A 20,442-nucleotide genomic window follows, 5' to 3' on the forward strand; every position below is an offset into this window, starting at 1 on the left:
CTGTTAGCCACGCGCCGGTGGCCGACTGCGTTGCAATGTAAGCCAGCATCAGATCGCCATTCTTCGTCGCAGCCGGTACGTCGATCGTGACGGGGCCGGAACTGCTAGGAGAAGATCCATATGCAAGTCCTACATAGGCGATAGGCGATGCGCAATAAGCCGCGGCGGGCGCCAAGCAGGATGTGCTTAGCGCCAATATCCGCAGCAATGAAAGATGTTTCACACTGTTCTCCAGTTTAATCTAAGGGCCAAAACAAGCTTCAGCGCGCCCGTTTTGAATTTTCGATACGGCGGATGAACAGCTAGAGCGTGGCATTAAGAGGGTGTTTTTGGGGAGGCGCCAGCGTGCTTCGACGTGGCTCAGGACTTGGATCGCTTGCCTAAAAGCGCATTCGCTTTGACCAAGCTATCTCAAGCGGGAGTAAGGGCTGCCTGAAGAAACACCAGCATAATCAAAGCGCGAGTGGGGTTTAACGGCGCTTGCTCTGTACTATAGAATGATGGTCGCTGTTATCGTGACGTAAAGAATAGTCATTAAACGTCACATGGAATTATGTCAGGGATCAAGCAAAAATTTGGCCGAGGAGGCGCAAATAGCCTGATTGGCTAAAACTCGACGCCTCGAATTGACGCCACGCGTCAGCGACGCTTTGAGCGCAGAAGAACCAACTGCGCGAGGTCTATTGGTCCATGCAGGAGAGGCTATCAGCCCGCCGAGGACGGCATCTCGCGTTATGTGAAGCGCTGCCGCTATCAAATCATTGCGCGTGACTCTGAGGGCCAAATGGATTTAGATGAACGACGCTGAAGGCGCGGCTAGATGTTTTGTAAATCCTGAGATCAGTTCGTTTCTCTTAAAAGGGAAACCTGTTTTGGATTCGCAATTGAGATCTGAGTCTCAACCCACCCGGAGCGACTTCACGCCCTCAAACGATGGCCGGCCGCTCGTCGTCGATCTCGACGGAACCTTGATCAAATCAGACTTGCTGGTGGAGGCGGTGTTCAAGCGGATTGGCGCGAAGCCTTTCGCCGCCGTGGGTCTTCTCGCCGCTTTGCGCCGCGGCAAGGCCCATTTCAAGCATGTGCTCGCGCAAGCGGTTAATCTTGACCCCGCGTCGTTGCCTTACGACCAGGTCATTCTTGGCCGGATCCGCGAAGCTGTGGCGGCTGGCCGCCCGGTCTATCTTGCCTCGGCCAGCAACGCGCAGTTTGTATCCGCCGTCGCGGAGCATCTTGGGTTTTTCACTGGCTGGTTCGGCTCGGACGCCATTACTAACGTCGCAGGATCAAACAAGGCGCGGCTACTTGTCGAGGCCTTTGGCGATGGCGGCTTTGATTATATAGGCAACGACGAAGCCGATCTTCATATTTGGGCTGTGGCGTCGAAGGGGATGGCGGTCCGGCCGCCGAGCAGGATCCAGGCTAAACTGGTTGCTGCGGGCATTGAAATCATTGAGAGCGAGAAGCAGAAGCTGAAGAGCTGGATCAAGCTCTTCCGAGTCCATCAATATGTGAAAAACACGCTTGTCTTCTTGCCGTTGCTCACGGCCCAGAGACTCGATCCCGCCTCGATCTTCGATAGCGTTCTCGCTTTTCTTGCTTTCTCTCTGTGCGCTTCGAGCGTCTACATTTTCAACGATCTTGTCGATCTGGCCGCAGATCGCGATCATCCAACCAAATGCAATCGGCCGCTTGCTTCGGGCGCGATCTCGATCATCCATGCCGCCCTGGCTATTCCCATCCTGCTTGTTGTCGCAATGGCGCTGGCGGCTTTTGCATCGCTGCCCTTCCTCGCCGTCATGATCTTTTATTTCGCCCTCACCACTACCTATACCTGCTGGCTCAAAACCAAAATGCTGATCGACGTCGTCGTGTTGGCGATGTTGTACACTTTGCGAGCCATTGGCGGCGCCGCGGCGATTGGCGTTCCGGTTTCTGAATGGCTCCTAGCCTTTTCCATGTTCATTTTCACTTCGCTGGCGCTCATCAAGCGCTACGTCGAACTCACGACGCGTCTTGACGCCGCCAAATGCGATCCTTCGAATCGCAACTATAGATTGGCGGATATGCCAATCGTGGCTTCGTGCGCCGCCGCGGCGGGGTTCAACGCGGTAACGGTCTTCGCGCTCTACATATCGTCTGACACAGTCCACCAGCTTTATCATCATCCCAAAGCGCTTTGGTTAGTCTGCCCCGTCCTCATGTATTGGATCGCCCGCATGCTAATGATGGCGCATCGCCGCCAGATGCATGACGATCCGATTGTTTTCGCCGCAAAGGATCCGCCCAGCCTTTGGGCGGTGGCGGCGATCGGCGCAATCATGCTCGCCGCCGCGGCCTAGAATTCGCCGCCATGCTCGCCGCTCAAATCTCGCAAATTTCGGCCAGGGCGCGCTCCAATGTAATCTTTGTCCGATACGTACTCTTTGCGATCTTGGCCGGGCTCATGAATCTCCTGACCCAGGCGATCGTCTTCCACATGGCGCCTGCGCCGATAATTGTCGGCGGCCTGGATCGTCTCGGGCTGCGAATAAATTCGTTTGATTTCGTCTTGGCCATCTCGATCCTTGCCGGGACTGGGGTTGGATTCATAATCAAATATGTCCTCGACAAGCGCTGGATCTTTTTTGACGATTATGACAATCCCGCCGACGAGGCTCGCAAAATTTGCCTGTACGGATTTTTCAGCGTTGGGATGACCTTCATCTTCTGGGGCTCCGAGATCGCCTTCCTTGCGATTTTTGGCACCAGCGCCGCCAAATACATTGGCGCAGTGATTGGTCTCGTGATCGGCAATTTCGCCAAATATCTGCTCGATCGAGCCTACACATTCAAGCTCAGGGCCGAAACATGGAACTGACCGGCTGGGGACGCTATCCGCGGTTCGAGACGACGATGTTTACGCCGAGCTCAGCGGCCGAAGCCATTGATCTGCAAACCGGCCTCAAGGGCTTCGCGCCGCGCGGCAATGGCCGCGCCTATGGCGACGCCGCAATCGGCGTGGCGTCGAGCCTTTGCCTGCGCGGATTGAATCGTATGCGCGCATTCGATGCGGGCTCCGGCCGCTTGACTGTTGAAGCTGGGGTTATGCTTAAGGACATTATTGCAACCTTCCTTCCTCGCGGCTTTTTCCCCCCAGTCGTTCCGGGGACGAAGCTCGTTACGGTTGGCGGCATGATCGCGGCCGATATCCACGGCAAGAATCATCATCGCCGCGGCGGCTTCGGCCAACATGTCGAGTCGCTGCTTCTTGCTTTGCCCTCCGGCGAGGTTGTCGTCTGTTCGCCGCACGAGAATTCAGACCTGTTTGAGGCGACAATCGGCGGCATGGGACTGACCGGAACAATCCTTGAGGCGACTTTTCATCTGCTCCGCGTCGAGTCCGGCTGGATGCTCCAACATACAGTGGCGGCCAAGGATCTCGATGCGGCGCTCGCAGCTCTATCTGACAATGAGGATGCGACATATTCCTCCGCCTGGATCGATTGCATCGCTAGAGGCGCAGCGCTCGGCCGCTCGCTGATCTATATTGGCGAGCATGCCTCAAGGAAGGACGTAGAGGCCCTGGCTCCGGGGTCGCAGATGATGCCTGGGCTTCGCAAGCGGCCCCTCGCAATTCCAGTGGATCTGCCTTCCTTCATGCTCAATCGCGGGAGCGTCGCGACTTTCAATGAACTCTATTTCCGCAAAGGCGCGATGTCCGTGGGCAAGCCATTCTTGAATGCGATCGATCCGTTCTTTTTCCCGCTCGACGGCGTTCTCGAATGGAACCGGATCTACGGCAAAGGCGGTTTTTTGCAGCATCAGTGCGTCGCGCCCATCGAACATGCGAGCCGCGTGATTGGTGAAATTCTGACGCGGGTCTCCGGACGCGGCAATGAATCTTTCCTTGCGGTCCTGAAGAAATTTGGGGCTTCCTCGAAGGGGTTGATGTCCTTTCCAAGTCGTGGCTTCACGCTGGCGCTCGACCTTTCGATCGATCAAGGGATTTTCGACTTTCTGGATGAAATCGACCAACTGGTCGTAGCTGCTGGCGGGCGCATCTATCTCGCCAAAGACGCGCGGCAATCACGCGCGACATTTGAGGCAGGCTATCCCAATCTTCAACGCTTTCGGGAAATTCGACGACAGACAGGCGCGGAAGGTCACATAGCCTCGCGGTTGTCGAACCGGCTCGGAATTTAAGGGGCAAGCGCATGGAAAAAAGCCAATCGCTTCTCGTTCTCGGCGGCTCTTCGGATATCGGCCGCGCGTGCGCCTTGCGATTTGCCGAGTCGGGCGCACAAATCATGCTCGCTGGCCGCGATCTCGAAGCGCTGCAACGAGAGGCGCAAGACATCGCGGTTCGAACTGGCGCGAAAGCATCGCTGCACAAGCTCGATATTCTCGATGGCGACGCCTTTCGGTCCTTCGTCCATGATCTGCCCGCGCTGCCCGATACAGTGATCTGCGTCATCGGCGTTCTCGGCGAGCAGTCGCGTGCGGAAACCGAGGTTGCATATGCGAGCCGCATCATTCGAACGAATTGCGAAGGTCCCGCGATTCTTCTTGGCCTCTTCGCCGAACATTTTCTTGCGCGCGGCTCTGGCGCGATCGTCGGCGTGAGCTCTGTTGCAGGGGAGCGAGGGCGCGCGTCAAATTACGTCTATGGCGCCGGCAAGGCTGGACTGACGGCTTTTCTGTCTGGCTTGCGGAACCGGCTTGGCAAGACGAATATCCGGGTCATCACCGTCAAGCCGGGCTTCGTGCGCACCCGTATGACAAAAGATATGAAACTTCCAGGTCTGTTGACGGCCGAGCCGGAAGAAGTGGCCGAAGCGATCTTTCGCGCAGTCGCAGTCCGGCCGCGCGACGTTATCTACGTCAAACCGATTTGGCTGATCGTCATGACGATTATCAAGGCGATCCCGGAGCCGATTTTCAAGCGGCTGCGAATCTGATCCTCGAGCGCAATGATTGCTTATGCGCGCCGCTCATCATCGCGGCCGGCGTCAGATTGCGACTTGCCGCCCGATTTCGACTACGTCGTCGGGAGGGAGGCGGTAAAAGTCCGTGACTTGCACGACGTTGCGGTCCATCGCGGTAAAGAGCCTTCTCTGCCACGCCGGCAGAGCCTTTGGCCTGCCCCCATGGGGTGATCCAGTTTGAATGTTAGTGCATTGTCGGCCCTGGCGCTATTGCTGGCGTGGCGGGCGAAGCTGGTCCGGATTGCGAAGCCGGCCATTGCAGGGTCTCCGGGGCTGGCGGCTTGTAGCCCAGCGATGAGTGCGGGCGCACGGTGTTGTAGTGGCGTCGCCATCGCTCAATGACGACCTTCGCCTCCTTGAGAGTGTAGAAGATTTCACCATTCAAAAGCTCGTCGCGCAGCTTCGAGTTGAAGCTCTCGCAATAGCCGTTCTCCCAGGGACTGCCCGGCATGATGTAGGCGGTCTTCGCGCCGACGGCGGCAATCCAGTCACGCAACGCCTTGGCGATGAACTCCGGGCCGTTGTCGGAACGAATGTGGATCGGAACCCCTCGCAAGATGAAGAGGTCCGAGAGAACGTCGATGACGTCCGCTGCCTTCAGCTTCCGGTTAATCCTGATCGCGATGCATTCGCGGGTAAATTCGTCGATGATATTCAGCATGCGATATTTCCTGCCATCATGAGTGCGGTCCTCGACGAAGTCATAGGACCAGACGTGGTTGGGGCATTGCGGGCGCAGCCGGACGCACGAGCCGTCATTGAGCCAGAGACGCCCGCGCTTGGGTTGTCTGGCCGGAACTTTCAGCCCCTCGCGTCGCCAGATCCGCTCGACCCGTTTGACGTTGACCTTCCAGCCTCGCTCCCACAACATCGCCGTGATGCGGCGGTAGCCATAGCGGCCGTACTGGATGGCGAGCGCCGTGATGTCGGCGATCAATGCCGCTTCGTCATCGGGCTTGGTCGGAACCTTGCGCTGCGTGGAGCGATGCTGACCGAGAACCCGGCAAGCGAACCGCTCGGAAACGCCATGTTCGGCGATCACATGCTCCACGCAGGCGCGACGACGCGCGGAGCTCAGAAGTTTCCCGAGGCAGCCTCTTTCAGGATCAGCTTCTCAAGCGTCAAATCGGACACCGCTCGACGGAGCCGCGTATTCTCCGCCTCCAGCTCCTTCAGCCGCTTCACCTGATCGCCCTTCAGGCCGCCGTATTCCGACCGCCATCGATAGTATGTAACTTCCGTCACCCCTATCGAGCGGATCGCCTCCGCGACCGGTCGCCCTTGCGCGCTAAGCACTTCGACTTGCCGTAGCTTCGCGACGATCTCTTCCGCCTTCTGTCTTTTCCTCGGCATTGCGCAGTCCTCCATCAGGCTCATAAGCCCATACTTCACGGAGGATCACTTTTCAGGGGGCAGACCATTTTTCTTCAAGGCCTAACGATCGAGTCCCGGTAGTGCGAACTGCCCCCGCCGCAGTCGAGCGAAGCGAGCGGGGGCTCCTTCCATAAACGGATGCGGATCACTCAGGCATGTCTTCGGGAATCGCAGTTCATCAAACGACATTCTTTCACTTCGATCGTAACGAATTTCCTAGTAGCGGAAATCACGGTGAAACGAGACCACTCTATGTTGTCTTCGTCGAAGAGAGGACGGTTCTTTCCGAACCGATCTGCGACATCGGCCGAACAACCCGATTCCAAAAAATAGGAAATGAAATGAATCCGAAAATTCCGCTTTTGGCCGCGGCTCTGTCCGCCGCCGCATTGCTGTCCGGCGCTGCGCACGCACAGTCAACGACGCCCCTCTTGTACCAAAAGACGAACCTTGTCTCGGACACCAAGGGCGGCGGCATCACCATCGACCCTATCCTGGTAGACCCCTGGGGCATGGCCTTCCAGCCGGACGGCGCGTTCTGGATCAACGATAGCGGTTCTGGCGTCGCCACCCTTTATGACGGCAATGGGACCAAGGTGCAAAAAACCTTCACCATCCCCAATCCCATCACCCCCAGCGCGAAGTCGCAACCTTCTGGCTTGCTCTGGAATCCGACCCCCGACTTCCTGGTCCCCGGCACGCAGCTGACCTCGCTCTTCATGTTCGCGACCCGGCAGGGCTCCATCGCGGCCTGGGCTCCGAATCTGCCGGTCAATCCAACCGTCGCCGTCACCGCCGTCGACAACTCGAAGACGGGCGCCGTTTACACCGCTCTGGCCCTCGGCGAGACTACAGACGGCGCGTTCATTTACGCCGCCAACGTCCATACCGCCCATATCGATGTCTTCGACGCCACATTTAAGCCGGCGAATGACAAGCTGACGGGCACGTTTTCCGATCCGCAGATCCCCGCTGGCTTCACGCCCTTCGGCATCCACACGATCGAGGGCAATATCATTGTGACCTATGCCAAGCAGAACGCCACGAAAACCTTCGTCACCCCAGCAGCGGGCGCTGGTTTCGTCGATATTTTCGACACCAACGGCAATCTCTTGCAGCGCCTCGGCGCTGGCGGCGTCCTCAACGCCCCCTGGGGCGCTGTGCTTGCCCCGGTTGGTTTCGGCGGCGCCAGCGGCGATATCATCGTTGGCAACTTCGGCGACGGCCATATCAACGCTTTTGATGGAAAAGGCGGCATTCAACCTCTGCTCAACCAAAGCGGCCAGCCGATCGGCGCTCCCGGCCTGTGGGAACTGAGGTTCGGCGGCGGCTCTATATCTGATCCGCGCGCGCTGTTCATCACCACGGGAGTTGACGCCGGCACGCACGGCCAGTTCAGCACGCTTACCCCGGCCACCGCGACGCCAGTTGCAGCGGCGAATTGATCGACAAAGGGCCGGAGTAAAGCCTCCGGCCATCACTTGACGGATGCAGGCCGCCAGGGCTCGCGAGGTCTGGCGGCCTGCCCATCACGTCTCCTCTTCGAACGACCGGTCCGTCAAGGTTTCCCTGCCTTCGAGCACCAAAGAGTTGCTTGCCGGCTATTTCGAATCTTGATGTCGATGCAGGCATCATCGATCATTTCCCGCCGGAATCTTTCTCCAAAAAGTGAAGCGCGGCTTCGATCAGAGAGCGTACAGCCTCGGCCTTGTAGGTTTCGGATTAGGCTGGGTGGTAATCCAATCGTCGATAGAATTCAAAGTATCGACAGCAATGCGGAGTGTTTTGGTTTCAGGACGCACGCGTCCCGTCGGCCGACCTCTTTTGTTTTTTGCGAGAGAAAGCTGTCTTTTTTCCACTATCTTATACTCTTCGCTCGATCGCTTTAGGGCCCAGACCCATAAAATGGTTGGCGTGACAGGCGGATTGTGATTCACAGCTTCCGAAAGGAAGCGACTATGAATCGGGATCAATTCTGGCTGACGGACGCGCAGTTCGCGAAGATCGCGCCGCATCTTCCCACGGACACGCGCGGCAAGGCGGGCGTCGATGATCGCCGGGTGGTCAGCGGGATCATTCATGTGCTGAAATCTGGCGGACGCTGGATTGACGCGCCGCTGGAGTACGGGCCAAAGAAGACTCTCTACAATCGCTACGTTCGCTGGGCTGCTAAGGGCGTTTGGATCGATCTGTTCCACGCGCTTGCGCAAGCAGGCGGGCCGCCGGCGCAGGTCCTCATCGACTCCTCGGCGGTCAAGGCGCATCGCTCGGCCAGTGGCGGCAAAGGGGGGAGAAGAATCAGGCCATCGGCCGTTCGCGCGGCGGGCGCACAACCAAAATCCACGCATTGACCGATGCGGACTGCCGCCCGCTGTCTTTCATGCTCACCGGCGGCCAAATCGCCGATTGCTCGGCGGGCGCGGAGCTTATCGCGCGACTTCCTCCTTGCGAAATCCTCCATGGCGACAAGGGCTACGACGCAAATGCGATCCGTCGGCAGGTCGAGGAGCGCGGAGCTATGCCGAATATCCCGCCCAAGGCCAATCGCAGGTGGAAGAACTGCTTCTCGCCCTTCCTCTATCGAAACCGCAACGCCATCGAACGCATGTTCTGCCGCCTGAAAGACTTCAGGCGCGTGGCTACGCGCTACGACCGAAACGCATTAAACTTCCTCGCCACAGTCTGCATCGCCGCTACCGTTTGCTACTGGTTGTGAGTCTGGACCCTAAACTGCGGGGCGAGTCAACAAGCCAGAGGGTGCGCCATGCAAGGCCTGGAGACCAACGTGCGTAAAATCATCGCGCGCCTGGAAAAGGAAGGTTGGATGAATATTGGGGTCGCCGGCCACTATCGATTCGTTAACCGGGATTTCCCAGGAGTGATGATCGTTGTTCCCCGTAGGAAAGAACTTACAATCGGCGCCGCGCAATCCATTGCCGAAGCGGCGGAGTGGATTTAGGAGACTTCCATGGCTCATTATGTTGGGATTCTGGACGGAAGCGACGACAATTGGGGTGTCCGCATCCCAGACGTCCCCGGCTGCGTCGGCGCCGGCAACACCCCCGACGAAGCCATCGCCAGCGTCACTGGCGCGCTGCGCGATGTCATGGCGCATAAAGCCAACGGATCGGTTCGAGATCCCGACCGCAAGGGGCGTTGGCAAGGTCCTTACATCAATCAGGCTCTCGCCGGGCGAAATGCCCGTTCTAATTCCACTGCTTCTCGAGAATGGACGCCTCGTGAAGGTCAACCTGATGATCGACGCGGGTTTTGCTTGAGACGATCGACCGGGAAGCGGCCAGGCGAAAGCCGAGCCGATCCAAATTTATGGCCAGCGCCGCGCGCGATAAGATCGAGGCGCAACGGTGATCCGCTGAAATAACGGTGCATCATGCAGACAGAATGGGCTAAGCGCCGGCACACGGTCCGAAAGTTGGGACGCTCCCACACCGAAGGGGCCGCGCGCGATAAGATCGCGCACAGCGGTAGGCCGCCAATAGGACATTTCCCTATAAGAAACAGGACATTAATCGGCTGGCTTGGAGCCTTAACGATCCGCCGCATTTGCCTGTGTGAACTTACGCATTGTTGGACCGTTGCCGATAGCATATTTGTTAGGCTGTTTCGGAGATCTTCGCGAGCTCCGGTGCGTGGTCTAGGAGTCCTAGATGGAAGACATGTTCACGGTCTGGATGAAGTTTTCAGCATCGATGATTCGAGGTTTTGCTCAGATGGGCTCCTTCGGACAGAATAAGGCCGAGCTACCGAAGCGAGCCAACTCTGTTTCTGAGGCGTTGCATCAGGACTGGGTAAAAGTCGGCTCGGATCTTAGCTCGGCTGAGCGGCGATACAGGCGCAGCCTGGACGAAAAGATCAAACGTGCCGGATGACCTCGGCCCCGGTAGAACGAGATAGGCCAATCCAAACGGAAATTATGGGTTGGTCTGGACCGCTCCCGCCGCCAGGGTCGCTCCGAGAATTCGAGATGATCGTGCCCGGTTCGGCAGCGCGGATCGTGCGTCAATTTGAGGATGAGGCAGCTCACCGTCGCGCGCTCGAAAAAACCGAACTCCGGTTTCGAATTTGGGAGGCCCACATCGGCCAATGCCTTGCTGGCATCTTTGCTGTTGGAGCCTTTGGCGTGACAATTTATGCGCTGCATATAGGTCAGCCCACCGTTGCCGGAATATTCGGAACGACGACCATTGTCAGCGGCATCGCTGCGTTTCTGAATCGCGCCAAGCGTTCAGAATAGACACGCTGGTCTGCCGCTGTCGGGAACCAAGCACCGCGCTTTACGTTAGCAAGGCACTTCCTATCCTATCTAAATAAACTCGGCCCGGCTTCGCGCCGGGCTTTTCCATGACCACCACTAACTGTTATATCGCGTTGCTATCACAATTTTCGTTCCAGGAGATTTTATGATCAAATTAGCAGCGTTGGTAGTTTTGTCAGTCGGCGTCGCTTTTCCCGTTCTAGCGCGGCCATCGCGAGTACCTGAATCGTCCATTAACTGCGCCCAATTCGTTAAGACAGGGCCGACGACTTGGACCGAGGTAGGAACCGCACGATTGACCATCAATGGCGCCAGATTGAAATTACGCGATTACCCGATTACTCCAAAATTGGCGCTTATCAACGAGGCGAGTTTATATCTCTTTGTTGACAAGTCATGCACTGGAAGCAATGCGAAAGACAATACTTTTAAAAGCGGCATGTAAGACCTTCGCGTTGGCCTGCCCCCATGGGGTGATCCAGTTTGAATGTTAGTGCATTGTCGGCCCTGGCGCTATTGCTGGCGTGGCGGGCGAAGCTGGTCCGGATTGCGAAGCCGGCCATTGCAGGGTCTCCGGGGCTGGCGGCTTGTAGCCCAGCGATGAGTGCGGGCGCACGGTGTTGTAGTGGCGTCGCCATCGCTCAATGACGACCTTCGCCTCCTTGAGAGTGTAGAAGATTTCACCATTCAAAAGCTCGTCGCGCAGCTTCGAGTTGAAGCTCTCGCAATAGCCGTTCTCCCAGGGACTGCCCGGCATGATGTAGGCGGTCTTCGCGCCGACGGCGGCAATCCAGTCACGCAACGCCTTGGCGATGAACTCCGGGCCGTTGTCGGAACGAATGTGGATCGGAACCCCTCGCAAGATGAAGAGGTCCGAGAGAACGTCGATGACGTCCGCTGCCTTCAGCTTCCGGTTAATCCTGATCGCGATGCATTCGCGGGTAAATTCGTCGATGATATTCAGCATGCGATATTTCCTGCCATCATGAGTGCGGTCCTCGACGAAGTCATAGGACCAGACGTGGTTGGGGCATTGCGGGCGCAGCCGGACGCACGAGCCGTCATTGAGCCAGAGACGCCCGCGCTTGGGTTGTCTGGCCGGAACTTTCAGCCCCTCGCGTCGCCAGATCCGCTCGACCCGTTTGACGTTGACCTTCCAGCCTCGCTCCCACAACATCGCCGTGATGCGGCGGTAGCCATAGCGGCCGTACTGGATGGCGAGCGCCGTGATGTCGGCGATCAATGCCGCTTCGTCATCGGGCTTGGTCGGAACCTTGCGCTGCGTGGAGCGATGCTGACCGAGAACCCGGCAAGCGAACCGCTCGGAAACGCCATGTTCGGCGATCACATGCTCCACGCAGGCGCGACGACGCGCGGAGCTCAGAAGTTTCCCGAGGCAGCCTCTTTCAGGATCAGCTTCTCAAGCGTCAAATCGGACACCGCTCGACGGAGCCGCGTATTCTCCGCCTCCAGCTCCTTCAGCCGCTTCACCTGATCGCCCTTCAGGCCGCCGTATTCCGACCGCCATCGATAGTATGTAACTTCCGTCACCCCTATCGAGCGGATCGCCTCCGCGACCGGTCGCCCTTGCGCGCTAAGCACTTCGACTTGCCGTAGCTTCGCGACGATCTCTTCCGCCTTGTGTCTTTTCCTCGGCATTGCGCAGTCCTCCATCAGGCTCATAAGCCCATACTTCACGGAGGATCACTTTTCAGGGGGCAGACCACCTTTGCGTCCTCGCGGCTAATGACCGTTTCGCGACTGGCGTAATGGGTTACGTCGTCAAGTTCGATCGCGCATCCATGATCTTTGAGGCCGCTCAGGAGCGCTGGAATGTCGGGCCTTTCCATAAATCCATAACGCGCTATCGCCCGCCAGAAATTCGGCGCGAGTTCGGTCAGAGACAGGCGCTCGGAGTCCTTGATCCACGGCACTGATTCGGTCATGGGAGTGAGCGCCAGCAGATGTTTGTGCAAGGCGCGATTGTGCCTGACGTGCCAGACCATCACCGGCGGCGTCTCGCGCAGGGTTTGCGTCAGAAACACCGCCGTGCCGGGAACGCGCGGAATCTTGCGCGCCTCGACGGAGGCCATGAATTCATCGACGGGGATGAGTCGTTCGGCGAGAGCCTCCGCTACCGCCTGCGAACCGCGACGCCATACCATCATGATGCCATAGATGGGACTCGCCAAGACCAGCGGGATGTAGCCGCCGTCGAGGATCTTGGCGATGTTCGCCGAGAAGAAGGCGGCGTCGATGCAGACGAAGGTTCCAGCGACCAAACCCGCCGAAAGCAGGCTCCAGCCCCAGATCTCGCGCATGGCGATGAACATCAGCGCCGAGGTCAGGACCATTGTCGCCGATACCGCCATGCCGTAGGCGGAAACAAGGTTGTCGGACTTTTCGAAGAACAGGGCGAGGCCAACGGTCACGAGCATTAAGAGCCAGTTGACGACGCCGACATAGATTTGTCCGTAGCCATGCTCCGAGGTCTGGACGATCCGCAGGAGCGGCAGCCAGCCAAGCTGAATCGCCTGCCGCGTCATGGAAAACGCCCCGGTGATGATCGATTGGCTGGCGATGATCGTCGCCGCCGTCGCCAACGCCACCAAGGGAAGGAGGAGGGGCTCGGGACAAAGGCGATAGAAAATATTGTCGGCGGTCGAAGCGCCATCGAGCAGAAGAGCGGCCTGACCGGCGTAATTAAGGAGCAAGCTCGGAAAAACGATGCCAAACCATGCGAACCGGATCGAGCGGGATCCAAAGTGTCCCATATCGGCGTAGAGCGCTTCCGCGCCGGTGACGCAGAGGAACACGCCGCCAAGGACGAGAAAGCTCGTGAAGCCATTGGTGAAGAGATAATGCAGCGCGTAGAGCGGATCTACGGCGGCCAGCACGGCCGGATGGCGCGCGATTCCCCATATGCCGAGCGAGCCGATCACCAGAAACCAGAGCGCCATGACGGGGCCGAAAGCTTTGCCGATCCATGACGTGCCAAGCGGCTGGATGGCAAAAAGGGCGACGAGTATCGCGATCGCGGCTGGAAGGACATAGGGTTGAAAGGCGGGCGTCGCGATATTCAATCCCTCAAGCGCAGAGAGGACGGAGATCGCAGGGCTTATGGCTCCATCGCCATAGATCAGCGCCGCGCCAAACAGACCGATGGCGATGATGGCCGGCCGACGACGTTTCTTGACGGCGACGAGCGACATGAGAGCCAGAATGCCGCCTTCGCCATCATTATCGATGCTGATCGCGATGATGACGTATTTGATCGACGTGATGATCATCAGCGTCCAAAAGACCAGCGAGAGGACGCCAAGGACGGCGCCGGGATTTGACGCGCCGCCGGTCAGCTCGAGAACGGTCTTTAGCGTGTAGAGCGGATTCGTCCCTATATCGCCGAAAACGATGCCGAGCGCCGATAGCCCAAGGCCCGCCAAGCTCGCAGGGACAACCGGGGCCGTTGCTTTAGATTGAGCGCTTTTCGCGACGACATGTTTCATCGCATTAGTCCTGGATATCTCGCCGGGAATACGCCGCGTTTAGGCCGCCGCCTGATTTGCATTGCAAATCGCTATTTCAGCACGGCAGGCGAAGGCGATGATTAGCGGGGTTTATGATGAGGCTGGCCACGGCGATGGAGATTTGGCGAGGGCCGGGCGTCGCCGGTCAATTGCGGTGGTCCATCGGGCCGGGCGCGGCCCACCGCAAAGCGAAGATCGCTTTAAAATCTAGGAATGTCAGGGAAGGGCAGTTGCCCATCGCGCACATGCATCCGGCCCATTTCGGCGCAGCGATGCAGCAGCGGAAAGACTTTGCCCGGATTGAGCAGATGCTTTGCGTCAAAAGCGGTTTTGACCAGGATCTGTTGGTTGAGATCGATCTCGTTGAACATCTGCGGCATCAAATCGCGCTTTTCGATGCCAACGCCATGCTCGCCGGTGAGCACGCCGCCGACCTCGACGCAGAGACATAAGATGTCCGCCCCGAACTCTTCAGCGCGATGAAGTTCGCCCGGCTTGTTGGCGTCAAACAGGATCAGCGGATGTAAATTGCCGTCGCCCGCGTGAAAGACATTGGCGACCCGCAGGCCATGCTTTTCCGACAGATCCTGAATGCCGGCGAGGACGCGCGCCACTTGCTTGCGCGGAATCGTGCCGTCCATGCATAAATAATCCGGGGCAAGGCGCCCGACCGCCGGGAACGCCGCCTTGCGTCCGGCCCAGAATGCGAGCCGCTCGGCCGTAGAGTTCGAGATCCGGCATCGCATTGCGCCGCGCTTTCGCGCCAGCTCCTCCACGAGGTCGACGAGATGGTCGACTTCAACGGAGGGGCCGTCGAGTTCGACGAGCAGCATGGCCTCGGCGTCGCGCGGATAGCCGGCGTGCACAAAATCCTCGGCCGCCTCGATCGCCAGCCTGTCCATCATCTCCATGCCGCCGGGAATGATGCCCGCCGCGATGACGTCGGCGACGCAGGCGCTGGCGCCTTCGCACGAGTCGAAAGCAATCATCAGGGCTCGCGCGGTTTCCGGGGCGCGCAAAATCCGCACGGTCACTTCGGTCACGACGCCGAGCATCCCCTCGGAGCCAACCACCAGCGCCAAAAGGTCATAGCCGTCCTGATCGAGATGTTTGCCGCCGAGCCGGACCACTTCGCCGGTTATCAGCACCATTTCTACCCCGAGAATATTATTGGTGGTGAGCCCATACTTTAGGCAATGCACGCCGCCGGAGTTTTCGCCCACATTGCCGCCGATCGAACAGGCGATCTGCGAGGACGGGTCCGGCGCATAATAAAAGCCGCGATGTTCGACCGCGCGGGTGATCGCCGAATTGGTGACGCCGGGCTCCACGACCGCGAGTCGGTTCTCAAAATCGATCTCTTTGATTTTGTTGAATTTCATCATGGAAATGAGAACGCCATCCTGAAGCGGCAGCGATCCGCCGGACAGCGAGGTTCCGGCGCCGCGCGGCACGACTTTAACATCATGGGCGTAGCAATAGGCAAGCACCGCGCGAAGTTCGTCGACCGTCGAAGGCAGCACGACGACCATAGGCAGATTGGCGTAGGCGGTTAAGGCGTCGCTCTCGTAAGGGCGTCGGCTGACCTCGGTCTCGATAACGCCTTCGCCCGCGATGATCGCGCGCAAGGCGGCGACGATTTCGCTCCGCCGGGATAGGATGGTCTGGTCGATATTCAAGGCTTTCATGCGCGCAGTCTAGCCGCGTTCGGCGCCGCGCGGCAATATGGGCGGTCCCTCCCGCGACGCAAAAGCCGTAAACCTTCGCCTTGCGTTCGGGCGCTGCCCGACTTATAAGCACGCCCATTCCACACGCGGATCGCGCGACCCTGATTGAAGGGCCGCTCCCGGTGGCTTTTTTCTATAGCGTCCGGCTTTGGAGGCTTTGGTCCTTGTTGGACCCTTGGGAAAAAGTCCAAAACGATCCGCGGCGGCTTTAACCGGAGAAAGAGAAACTTATGTCGCTGCCTGATTTCACCATGCGTAACCTGCTCGATGCAGGCGCGCACTTCGGCCATCAGTCCCACCGCTGGAACCCGAAGATGGAGTCCTATATTTTCGGGTCCCGCAATAATATCCACATCATCGACCTCGCCCAAACGGTGCCCTTGCTGCATCAGGCGCTGAAGGCGGTGTCGGATACCGTCGCCCGCGGCGGCCGCGTGCTATTCGTCGGCACCAAGCGGCAGGCACAGGACGCGATCGCCGAAGCGGCTCGCCGGTCGGCGCAATATTACATCAACTCCCGCTGGCTTGGCGGCATGCTGACCAATTGGAAGACGATTTCCGGCTCGATTCAGCGTCTGCGCAAGGTCGAAGAGCTGTTGAATGGCGGGGCAGTCGGCCTCACCAAGAAAGAGCGCCTGATGATGTCGCGCGAACGCGACAAGCTCGAAAAGGCGCTGGGCGGCATCAAGGAGATGGGCGGCATCCCCGACCTCATTTTCGTGATCGACTCCAACAAGGAGCAACTCGCGATCAAGGAAGCCGCGCGGCTGCATATCCCCGTCGCCGCCATCCTCGACACGAACAGCGATCCGGACGGCATCACCTTTCCGATCCCCGGCAATGATGACGCCGGTCGCGCGATCACCCTTTATTGTGACCTTATCGCGAGAGCCGCTCTCGATGGCATTTCACGCGGTCAAGGTTCCGCTGGCATCGATTTCGGCGAAGCCGAACAGCCGCCGGCGGAGGATCTGCCCGCCGAATCCGCGCCGAGCGACGTGCTTGAGGTCCCGGTGGTGGTTTTCGAGCTTCTTACCGCTCCGCGCGGCGCGCCGGACGATCTCGTCAAATTGCCGGGCATCGGTCCGCAAATCGTCAAGAAGCTTAACGATGCGGGTATTTTCCACTTCTGGCAGATTGCCGCGATGACCCCGGCTGACGCCGCCAAGACCGACCACGACCTCAAGCTCGGCGGCCGCATTGAGCGCGACGGCTGGGTCGATCGGGCGCGCAGCCTCGTCGTCGCCTGACTCGCCTTTCGGTCGGGGCCTTCCGGCCTCGACGAGGCTTTGATGAGTTGGAACAAATAGATAAGCCGCATGATCCGAAGCGATGATGCGCTAACAGGAATTGAAGGAAAACCGACTATGGCGAGCGTCACGGCCGCGATGGTGAAGGATCTTCGGGAGAAGACCGGCGCCGGCATGATGGATTGCAAGAACGCTCTCAACGAGACCGACGGCGAAATCGACGCCGCGATTGATTGGCTGCGCAAGAAAGGTCTTTCGAAGGCCGCCAAGAAATCCGGCCGGATCGCGGCCGAAGGCCTCGTCGCCGTCGCTGTGCGCGGCTTTGACGGAACCGTCATCGAACTCAATTCGGAGACGGATTTCGTCGCTCGAAACGAAGAATTTCAGGCGCTCGCCCGCACGATCGCGCTGGTCGCCGTCGAAAAAGGCCTGACCGACGTCGAGGCGATCAAGGGCACGCATTACCCCGGCGGCGGCACAGTCGCCGACGCGATCGCCAACGCCATCGCGACGATCGGAGAAAACATGACCTTGCGGCGCGTCGCTGCCGTGTATGTCTCCCAGGGCCTTGTCGGTCAATATGTTCATAACGCCGTCGGCGAAGGCCTCGGCAAGATCGGCGTCATCGTCGCCCTGGAATCGACCGGCGATTCGGTCGCCCTCGCCCCGCTGGGACGCCTGATCGCCTTGCATGTGGCGGCGGCGAGCCCTCTTGCGCTTGACTCTTCGCAATTGGACCCGGCTGTCGTTCAGCGCGAAAAGACGGTGCTCGCGGACAAGAATGCCGGCAAGCCGCCGCATGTGATCGAAAAAATCGTCGAGTCGGGTCTGAAGACTTATTATAAGGAGGTTTGTCTGCTCGATCAGCCTTCGATCCATGCTGAACACGCCGGCAAGACGATCGCCCAGGTGGTGAAGGAGGCGGAAAAGACCGCCGGAGCGCCTGTGACCTTGAAGGCTTTTGTGCGCTATTCGCTCGGCGAAGGGATCGACAAGCAGGAGACTGACTTCGCCGCCGAGGTCGCCGCCGCCGCTGCCGGACAGCTCTAAGGGCATCAACAAGACCTACGAAAACAGTCATCGCGGCCGCTGGCGTTTGTGCGTCGGCGGCCGTTTTTTTGTTCGGGTCGGCCGCTCGGCTGTTCAAATTTGACCGGCGTCACATTTCGAAGGAAGTTCGTCGCAGAACGCGCCAGCATTGCGTTGATTCGCGTTCCTCGTAATGGAGAACGTTCATGTCGATTCGTTTTGCCGGTTCGCTGATCGTGCTTGCCGCCTCGACCTGCTTTAGCCTGGCGCTCGTTGGTCCTGGTTCGGCGCAATCCGTTCGCAAAGAGTGCAGCGAAAAATACCAAGCCGCCAAGGCGGCCGGAACATTGAACGGGCAAGCTTGGCCGCAATTTTATAGTCAGTGCGCCGCTGAAGCGAAGGGTTCTGCGGCAACGCCCGCCGCAGCGCCGGCGGCTTCCCCAGCTGCGCCCACCGCCGCTCCGGCCGCGCCTGCAGCGGCTAACCCCCTGAAACCGAAACCCGCTGCGGCCGCGCCCGCAGCGTCCGCTGCGGTCGGCTCCGCGGTGTTTCCGAGCGCGGTGTCATCGGCGTATGCAAGCGAAAAGCCGGGAAAGGCGCGCATGAAAACCTGCCTCGACCAATATAACGCCAACAAAGCCACCAACGGCAACGGCGGCCTGAAATGGATTCAAAAGGGCGGCGGCTATTACAGCCAATGCAATGCTCGCCTTAAAGTCTGACGGTGGAGCTTTTTCTCGCTCAATCATGCTCGCGGGATTCTAAACATAAGCGTATGCGGCCAACGCCGCGCCAATGAGTCCGAGCGCGATCGAGCTATACCAGGGCCAGCGGCGGCCGCGCATGATGATCGAAATCGTCGCGACCGCTATGGAGACGTGAAGAAAAGTTACGCCGCCGGTCAAGGTATGGTGGCGGCGTTCATGATTTTCGCTGTCGCGCAACTTGGCGTCGGTTTCGCGTTCAAGCGCCTCGCCTTTGGCGAACAGCTCTTTTTCGTCGGCGGCGAAGCGTTGCGACTGCGCTTTGAAATCCTGTTCCGCCGATCCCCCATTCGCGGCGGCGATTTCATACATATTCTTCTTGATGCTTTTCGCCTGATAGAAATTCCAATTATCCGTCGCTTTGTTTTGCACGAGCACGGCGGCGTTCTTGTCGCCGATGGCCGCGGCCGTCTCGATCGTCTCCAGACTGCCGACGGTCGCGGCGATGACGGCGAGAACGGCGATCGTGATCGACACCTGCGTCAGAAACGAATCATCAAGATGCGCGACATGTTCGGCGTGTTCGGCGTTTTCGAAAGGCTCGGTCGGGGAGTCGGTCATAGGCTTGAGGTCCTTGGTAAGATTCAGCTCTTAGACCATTTTTGGCATGGCGGAGAACGGCTTGGTCGGCGAAAAAGCCACAACTTTGGCAATTCGCGCCGAGGCCGGGCTCGATCGAATGGACAGAACGCGCCGCTCGACTTATAAATTGCTGCGATGCAGGAAGGCTCGGAAGCGTCATTCCACAAGGATTTCAAAGACCCATGCAGGATATGAACGTCGCCGATCCTTCGCCTGATTCGGCGTTTTCCCGTCGGACGATGGTCGATCGGCAGATCAAGACTTTCGACGTGACGGATGCGGCATTGTTGGCGCGCATGCTCGAGGTGCCCCGCGAGCGTTTTTTGCCAGCGGATCTCGCGCCTTTGGCTTATTCCGACGCCTGTTTGCAAGTGTCCCGGGGGGAGCCCGGCGCGAGGCCAAGAACCCTATTGGCGCCGCTTGTTCTAGCGCGCCTCATTCAAGGCGGCAGGGTGCTTGCGAGCGACAAAGCGCTCGTTGTCGCGGCTGGGACCGGCTATTCGACCGCGCTTCTTTCCGGTCTTGCGCACGAGGTCGTCGCCGTCGAGTCCGACCCGGCTTTGTTTGAGCAGACCCGAATGAATCTTAACGCCTTTGGCCTGACCTACGTGCGGACGATCCTCGCTCCGCTTGCGGCCGGGGCGCCGAATGACGCTCCCTTCGACGTAATTTTGGTTGATGGCGGAGTCGAAGCCAATCTTGAGCCGTTGTTCGCGCAACTGAAAGACGGCGGCCGCTTGCTCGCGGTCCGGCGGCTGCCTGATGGGATGGGCAAGGCCGTGCGTTATGATAAGGCGGACGGTGCAATGGGCTATCGCGTTCTTTTTGATGCCGCTGCTCCCGTGCTCGATGCGTTTCATCCGGCTCAGGAATTCACGTTTGCTTGACTCGAAGGAAACCGCGTTCCGCCGGCCCATTTTCCTTGTTAGTTTATGTTACGTTTTGG

Annotated in this window: 19 protein-coding genes; 14 read left to right on the plus strand and 5 right to left on the minus strand. The window is 58.9% G+C overall.

Translation table 11 applies throughout. The features are described 5' to 3' along the window. Positions 1-884 precede the first annotated feature (884 nt). From WDN46_06135 to WDN46_06150, 4 genes are read left to right on the plus strand one after another with little or no spacing between them, the layout of a single operon-like run. Positions 885-2,342 carry a UbiA family prenyltransferase gene (locus WDN46_06135; protein ID MEJ0093003.1) on the plus strand — a complete coding sequence of 486 codons (1,458 nt, stop codon included), beginning with the start codon at positions 885-887 and terminating at the stop codon, positions 2,340-2,342. 11 nt (positions 2,343-2,353) lie between these two features. After that, complete coding sequence (locus WDN46_06140; GenBank protein MEJ0093004.1) at positions 2,354-2,860, plus strand: GtrA family protein; 507 nt, start codon at positions 2,354-2,356, stop codon at positions 2,858-2,860. Continuing rightward, positions 2,851-4,185, plus strand: a complete 1,335-nt coding sequence (locus WDN46_06145; GenBank protein ID MEJ0093005.1) for an FAD-binding oxidoreductase — start codon at positions 2,851-2,853, stop codon at positions 4,183-4,185. The genes WDN46_06140 and WDN46_06145 overlap by 10 nt, the downstream gene beginning before the upstream one ends. Before the next feature lie 11 nt (positions 4,186-4,196). Beyond that, the gene (locus WDN46_06150; GenBank protein MEJ0093006.1) at positions 4,197-4,940 is read left to right on the plus strand and encodes an SDR family oxidoreductase; all 744 of its coding nucleotides are present in this window, start codon (positions 4,197-4,199) and stop codon (positions 4,938-4,940) included. A 211-nt stretch (positions 4,941-5,151) separates the two neighbouring features. Here WDN46_06150 and WDN46_06155 read toward each other — a convergent pair. Next, a protein-coding gene (locus tag WDN46_06155; GenBank protein MEJ0093007.1) for an IS3 family transposase occupies positions 5,152-6,320 on the minus strand; the annotation gives its coding sequence in 2 pieces (ribosomal slippage) (positions 5,152-6,056 and positions 6,056-6,320; 1,170 coding nt in all). 362 nt (positions 6,321-6,682) lie between these two features. Between WDN46_06155 and WDN46_06160 the strand changes: the two genes are divergently transcribed. From WDN46_06160 to WDN46_06185, 6 genes are all read left to right on the plus strand, one after another. Then, on the plus strand, positions 6,683-7,786 hold the full coding sequence (locus WDN46_06160) for a TIGR03118 family protein (GenBank protein ID MEJ0093008.1): 1,104 nt from the start codon (positions 6,683-6,685) through the stop codon (positions 7,784-7,786). A 513-nt stretch (positions 7,787-8,299) separates the two neighbouring features. Beyond that, a protein-coding gene (locus WDN46_06165; GenBank protein ID MEJ0093009.1) for an IS5 family transposase occupies positions 8,300-9,057 on the plus strand; the annotation gives its coding sequence in 2 pieces (ribosomal slippage) (positions 8,300-8,639 and positions 8,639-9,057; 759 coding nt in all). Positions 9,058-9,105: 48 nt separating this feature from the next. Further along, positions 9,106-9,300, plus strand: coding sequence for a type II toxin-antitoxin system HicA family toxin (locus tag WDN46_06170; GenBank protein MEJ0093010.1), 195 nt, complete (start codon positions 9,106-9,108; stop codon positions 9,298-9,300). A gap of 9 nt (positions 9,301-9,309) precedes the next feature. Further along, positions 9,310-9,723 (plus strand): type II toxin-antitoxin system HicB family antitoxin, encoded by a 414-nt coding sequence (locus WDN46_06175; protein MEJ0093011.1) that lies wholly within the window; start codon positions 9,310-9,312, stop codon positions 9,721-9,723. 286 nt (positions 9,724-10,009) lie between these two features. Further along, positions 10,010-10,231 (plus strand): hypothetical protein, encoded by a 222-nt coding sequence (locus WDN46_06180; protein ID MEJ0093012.1) that lies wholly within the window; start codon positions 10,010-10,012, stop codon positions 10,229-10,231. A gap of 44 nt (positions 10,232-10,275) precedes the next feature. After that, positions 10,276-10,596 (plus strand): DUF2335 domain-containing protein, encoded by a 321-nt coding sequence (locus WDN46_06185; GenBank protein MEJ0093013.1) that lies wholly within the window; start codon positions 10,276-10,278, stop codon positions 10,594-10,596. A gap of 511 nt (positions 10,597-11,107) precedes the next feature. Here the strand turns inward: WDN46_06185 and WDN46_06190 are convergent. The 3 genes from WDN46_06190 to WDN46_06200 all read right to left on the minus strand — a co-directional run bounded on the left by WDN46_06190 (position 11,108) and on the right by WDN46_06200 (position 15,832). Continuing rightward, a protein-coding gene (locus tag WDN46_06190; GenBank protein MEJ0093014.1) for an IS3 family transposase occupies positions 11,108-12,276 on the minus strand; the annotation gives its coding sequence in 2 pieces (ribosomal slippage) (positions 11,108-12,012 and positions 12,012-12,276; 1,170 coding nt in all). Between the two features lie 35 nt (positions 12,277-12,311). After that, positions 12,312-14,123 (minus strand): KUP/HAK/KT family potassium transporter, encoded by a 1,812-nt coding sequence (locus WDN46_06195; protein MEJ0093015.1) that lies wholly within the window; start codon positions 14,121-14,123, stop codon positions 12,312-12,314. A 221-nt stretch (positions 14,124-14,344) separates the two neighbouring features. Beyond that, a complete protein-coding gene (locus WDN46_06200) occupies positions 14,345-15,832 on the minus strand; it encodes an FAD-linked oxidase C-terminal domain-containing protein (GenBank protein MEJ0093016.1) in 1,488 nt (495 codons plus the stop codon). A 269-nt stretch (positions 15,833-16,101) separates the two neighbouring features. On the opposite strand from WDN46_06200, the gene WDN46_06205 reads away from it, so the two are divergent. The 3 genes from WDN46_06205 to WDN46_06215 all read left to right on the plus strand — a co-directional run bounded on the left by WDN46_06205 (position 16,102) and on the right by WDN46_06215 (position 18,872). After that, positions 16,102-17,121, plus strand: coding sequence for a 30S ribosomal protein S2 (locus WDN46_06205; GenBank protein MEJ0093017.1), 1,020 nt, complete (start codon positions 16,102-16,104; stop codon positions 17,119-17,121). Between the two features lie 117 nt (positions 17,122-17,238). Then, positions 17,239-18,171 carry a translation elongation factor Ts gene (tsf, locus tag WDN46_06210; GenBank protein MEJ0093018.1) on the plus strand — a complete coding sequence of 311 codons (933 nt, stop codon included), beginning with the start codon at positions 17,239-17,241 and terminating at the stop codon, positions 18,169-18,171. Between the two features lie 185 nt (positions 18,172-18,356). Continuing rightward, positions 18,357-18,872 (plus strand): hypothetical protein, encoded by a 516-nt coding sequence (locus WDN46_06215; protein ID MEJ0093019.1) that lies wholly within the window; start codon positions 18,357-18,359, stop codon positions 18,870-18,872. Positions 18,873-18,911: 39 nt separating this feature from the next. Here the strand turns inward: WDN46_06215 and WDN46_06220 are convergent, their stop codons facing one another. Further along, the gene (locus tag WDN46_06220; GenBank protein ID MEJ0093020.1) at positions 18,912-19,475 is read right to left on the minus strand and encodes a DUF4337 domain-containing protein; all 564 of its coding nucleotides are present in this window, start codon (positions 19,473-19,475) and stop codon (positions 18,912-18,914) included. 203 nt (positions 19,476-19,678) lie between these two features. Between WDN46_06220 and WDN46_06225 the strand changes: the two genes are divergently transcribed. Next, complete coding sequence (locus tag WDN46_06225; GenBank protein ID MEJ0093021.1) at positions 19,679-20,383, plus strand: protein-L-isoaspartate O-methyltransferase; 705 nt, start codon at positions 19,679-19,681, stop codon at positions 20,381-20,383. Positions 20,384-20,442: the final 59 nt, after the last annotated feature.

The organism is Methylocella sp., from assembly GCA_037200525.1.
In the GTDB taxonomy this organism is placed as follows: domain Bacteria; phylum Pseudomonadota; class Alphaproteobacteria; order Rhizobiales; family Beijerinckiaceae; genus Methylocapsa.

Excerpts from the sequence above, each read along its gene's own strand:
- WDN46_06140 (MEJ0093004.1), top strand. The coding sequence starts at position 2,354 with ATGCTCGCCGCTCAAATCTCGCAAATTTCGGCCAGGGCGCGCTCCAAT.
- WDN46_06145 (MEJ0093005.1), top strand. The coding sequence starts at position 2,851 with ATGGAACTGACCGGCTGGGGACGCTATCCGCGGTTCGAGACGACGATG.
- WDN46_06150 (MEJ0093006.1), top strand. The coding sequence starts at position 4,197 with ATGGAAAAAAGCCAATCGCTTCTCGTTCTCGGCGGCTCTTCGGATATC.
- WDN46_06160 (MEJ0093008.1), top strand. The coding sequence starts at position 6,683 with ATGAATCCGAAAATTCCGCTTTTGGCCGCGGCTCTGTCCGCCGCCGCA.
- WDN46_06170 (MEJ0093010.1), top strand. The coding sequence starts at position 9,106 with ATGCAAGGCCTGGAGACCAACGTGCGTAAAATCATCGCGCGCCTGGAA.
- WDN46_06175 (MEJ0093011.1), top strand. The coding sequence starts at position 9,310 with ATGGCTCATTATGTTGGGATTCTGGACGGAAGCGACGACAATTGGGGT.
- WDN46_06180 (MEJ0093012.1), top strand. The coding sequence starts at position 10,010 with ATGGAAGACATGTTCACGGTCTGGATGAAGTTTTCAGCATCGATGATT.
- WDN46_06185 (MEJ0093013.1), top strand. The coding sequence starts at position 10,276 with ATGGGTTGGTCTGGACCGCTCCCGCCGCCAGGGTCGCTCCGAGAATTC.
- WDN46_06195 (MEJ0093015.1), bottom strand. The coding sequence starts at position 14,123 with ATGAAACATGTCGTCGCGAAAAGCGCTCAATCTAAAGCAACGGCCCCG.
- WDN46_06200 (MEJ0093016.1), bottom strand. The coding sequence starts at position 15,832 with ATGAAAGCCTTGAATATCGACCAGACCATCCTATCCCGGCGGAGCGAA.
- WDN46_06205 (MEJ0093017.1), top strand. The coding sequence starts at position 16,102 with ATGTCGCTGCCTGATTTCACCATGCGTAACCTGCTCGATGCAGGCGCG.
- tsf (MEJ0093018.1), top strand. The coding sequence starts at position 17,239 with ATGGCGAGCGTCACGGCCGCGATGGTGAAGGATCTTCGGGAGAAGACC.
- WDN46_06215 (MEJ0093019.1), top strand. The coding sequence starts at position 18,357 with ATGTCGATTCGTTTTGCCGGTTCGCTGATCGTGCTTGCCGCCTCGACC.
- WDN46_06220 (MEJ0093020.1), bottom strand. The coding sequence starts at position 19,475 with ATGACCGACTCCCCGACCGAGCCTTTCGAAAACGCCGAACACGCCGAA.
- WDN46_06225 (MEJ0093021.1), top strand. The coding sequence starts at position 19,679 with ATGCAGGATATGAACGTCGCCGATCCTTCGCCTGATTCGGCGTTTTCC.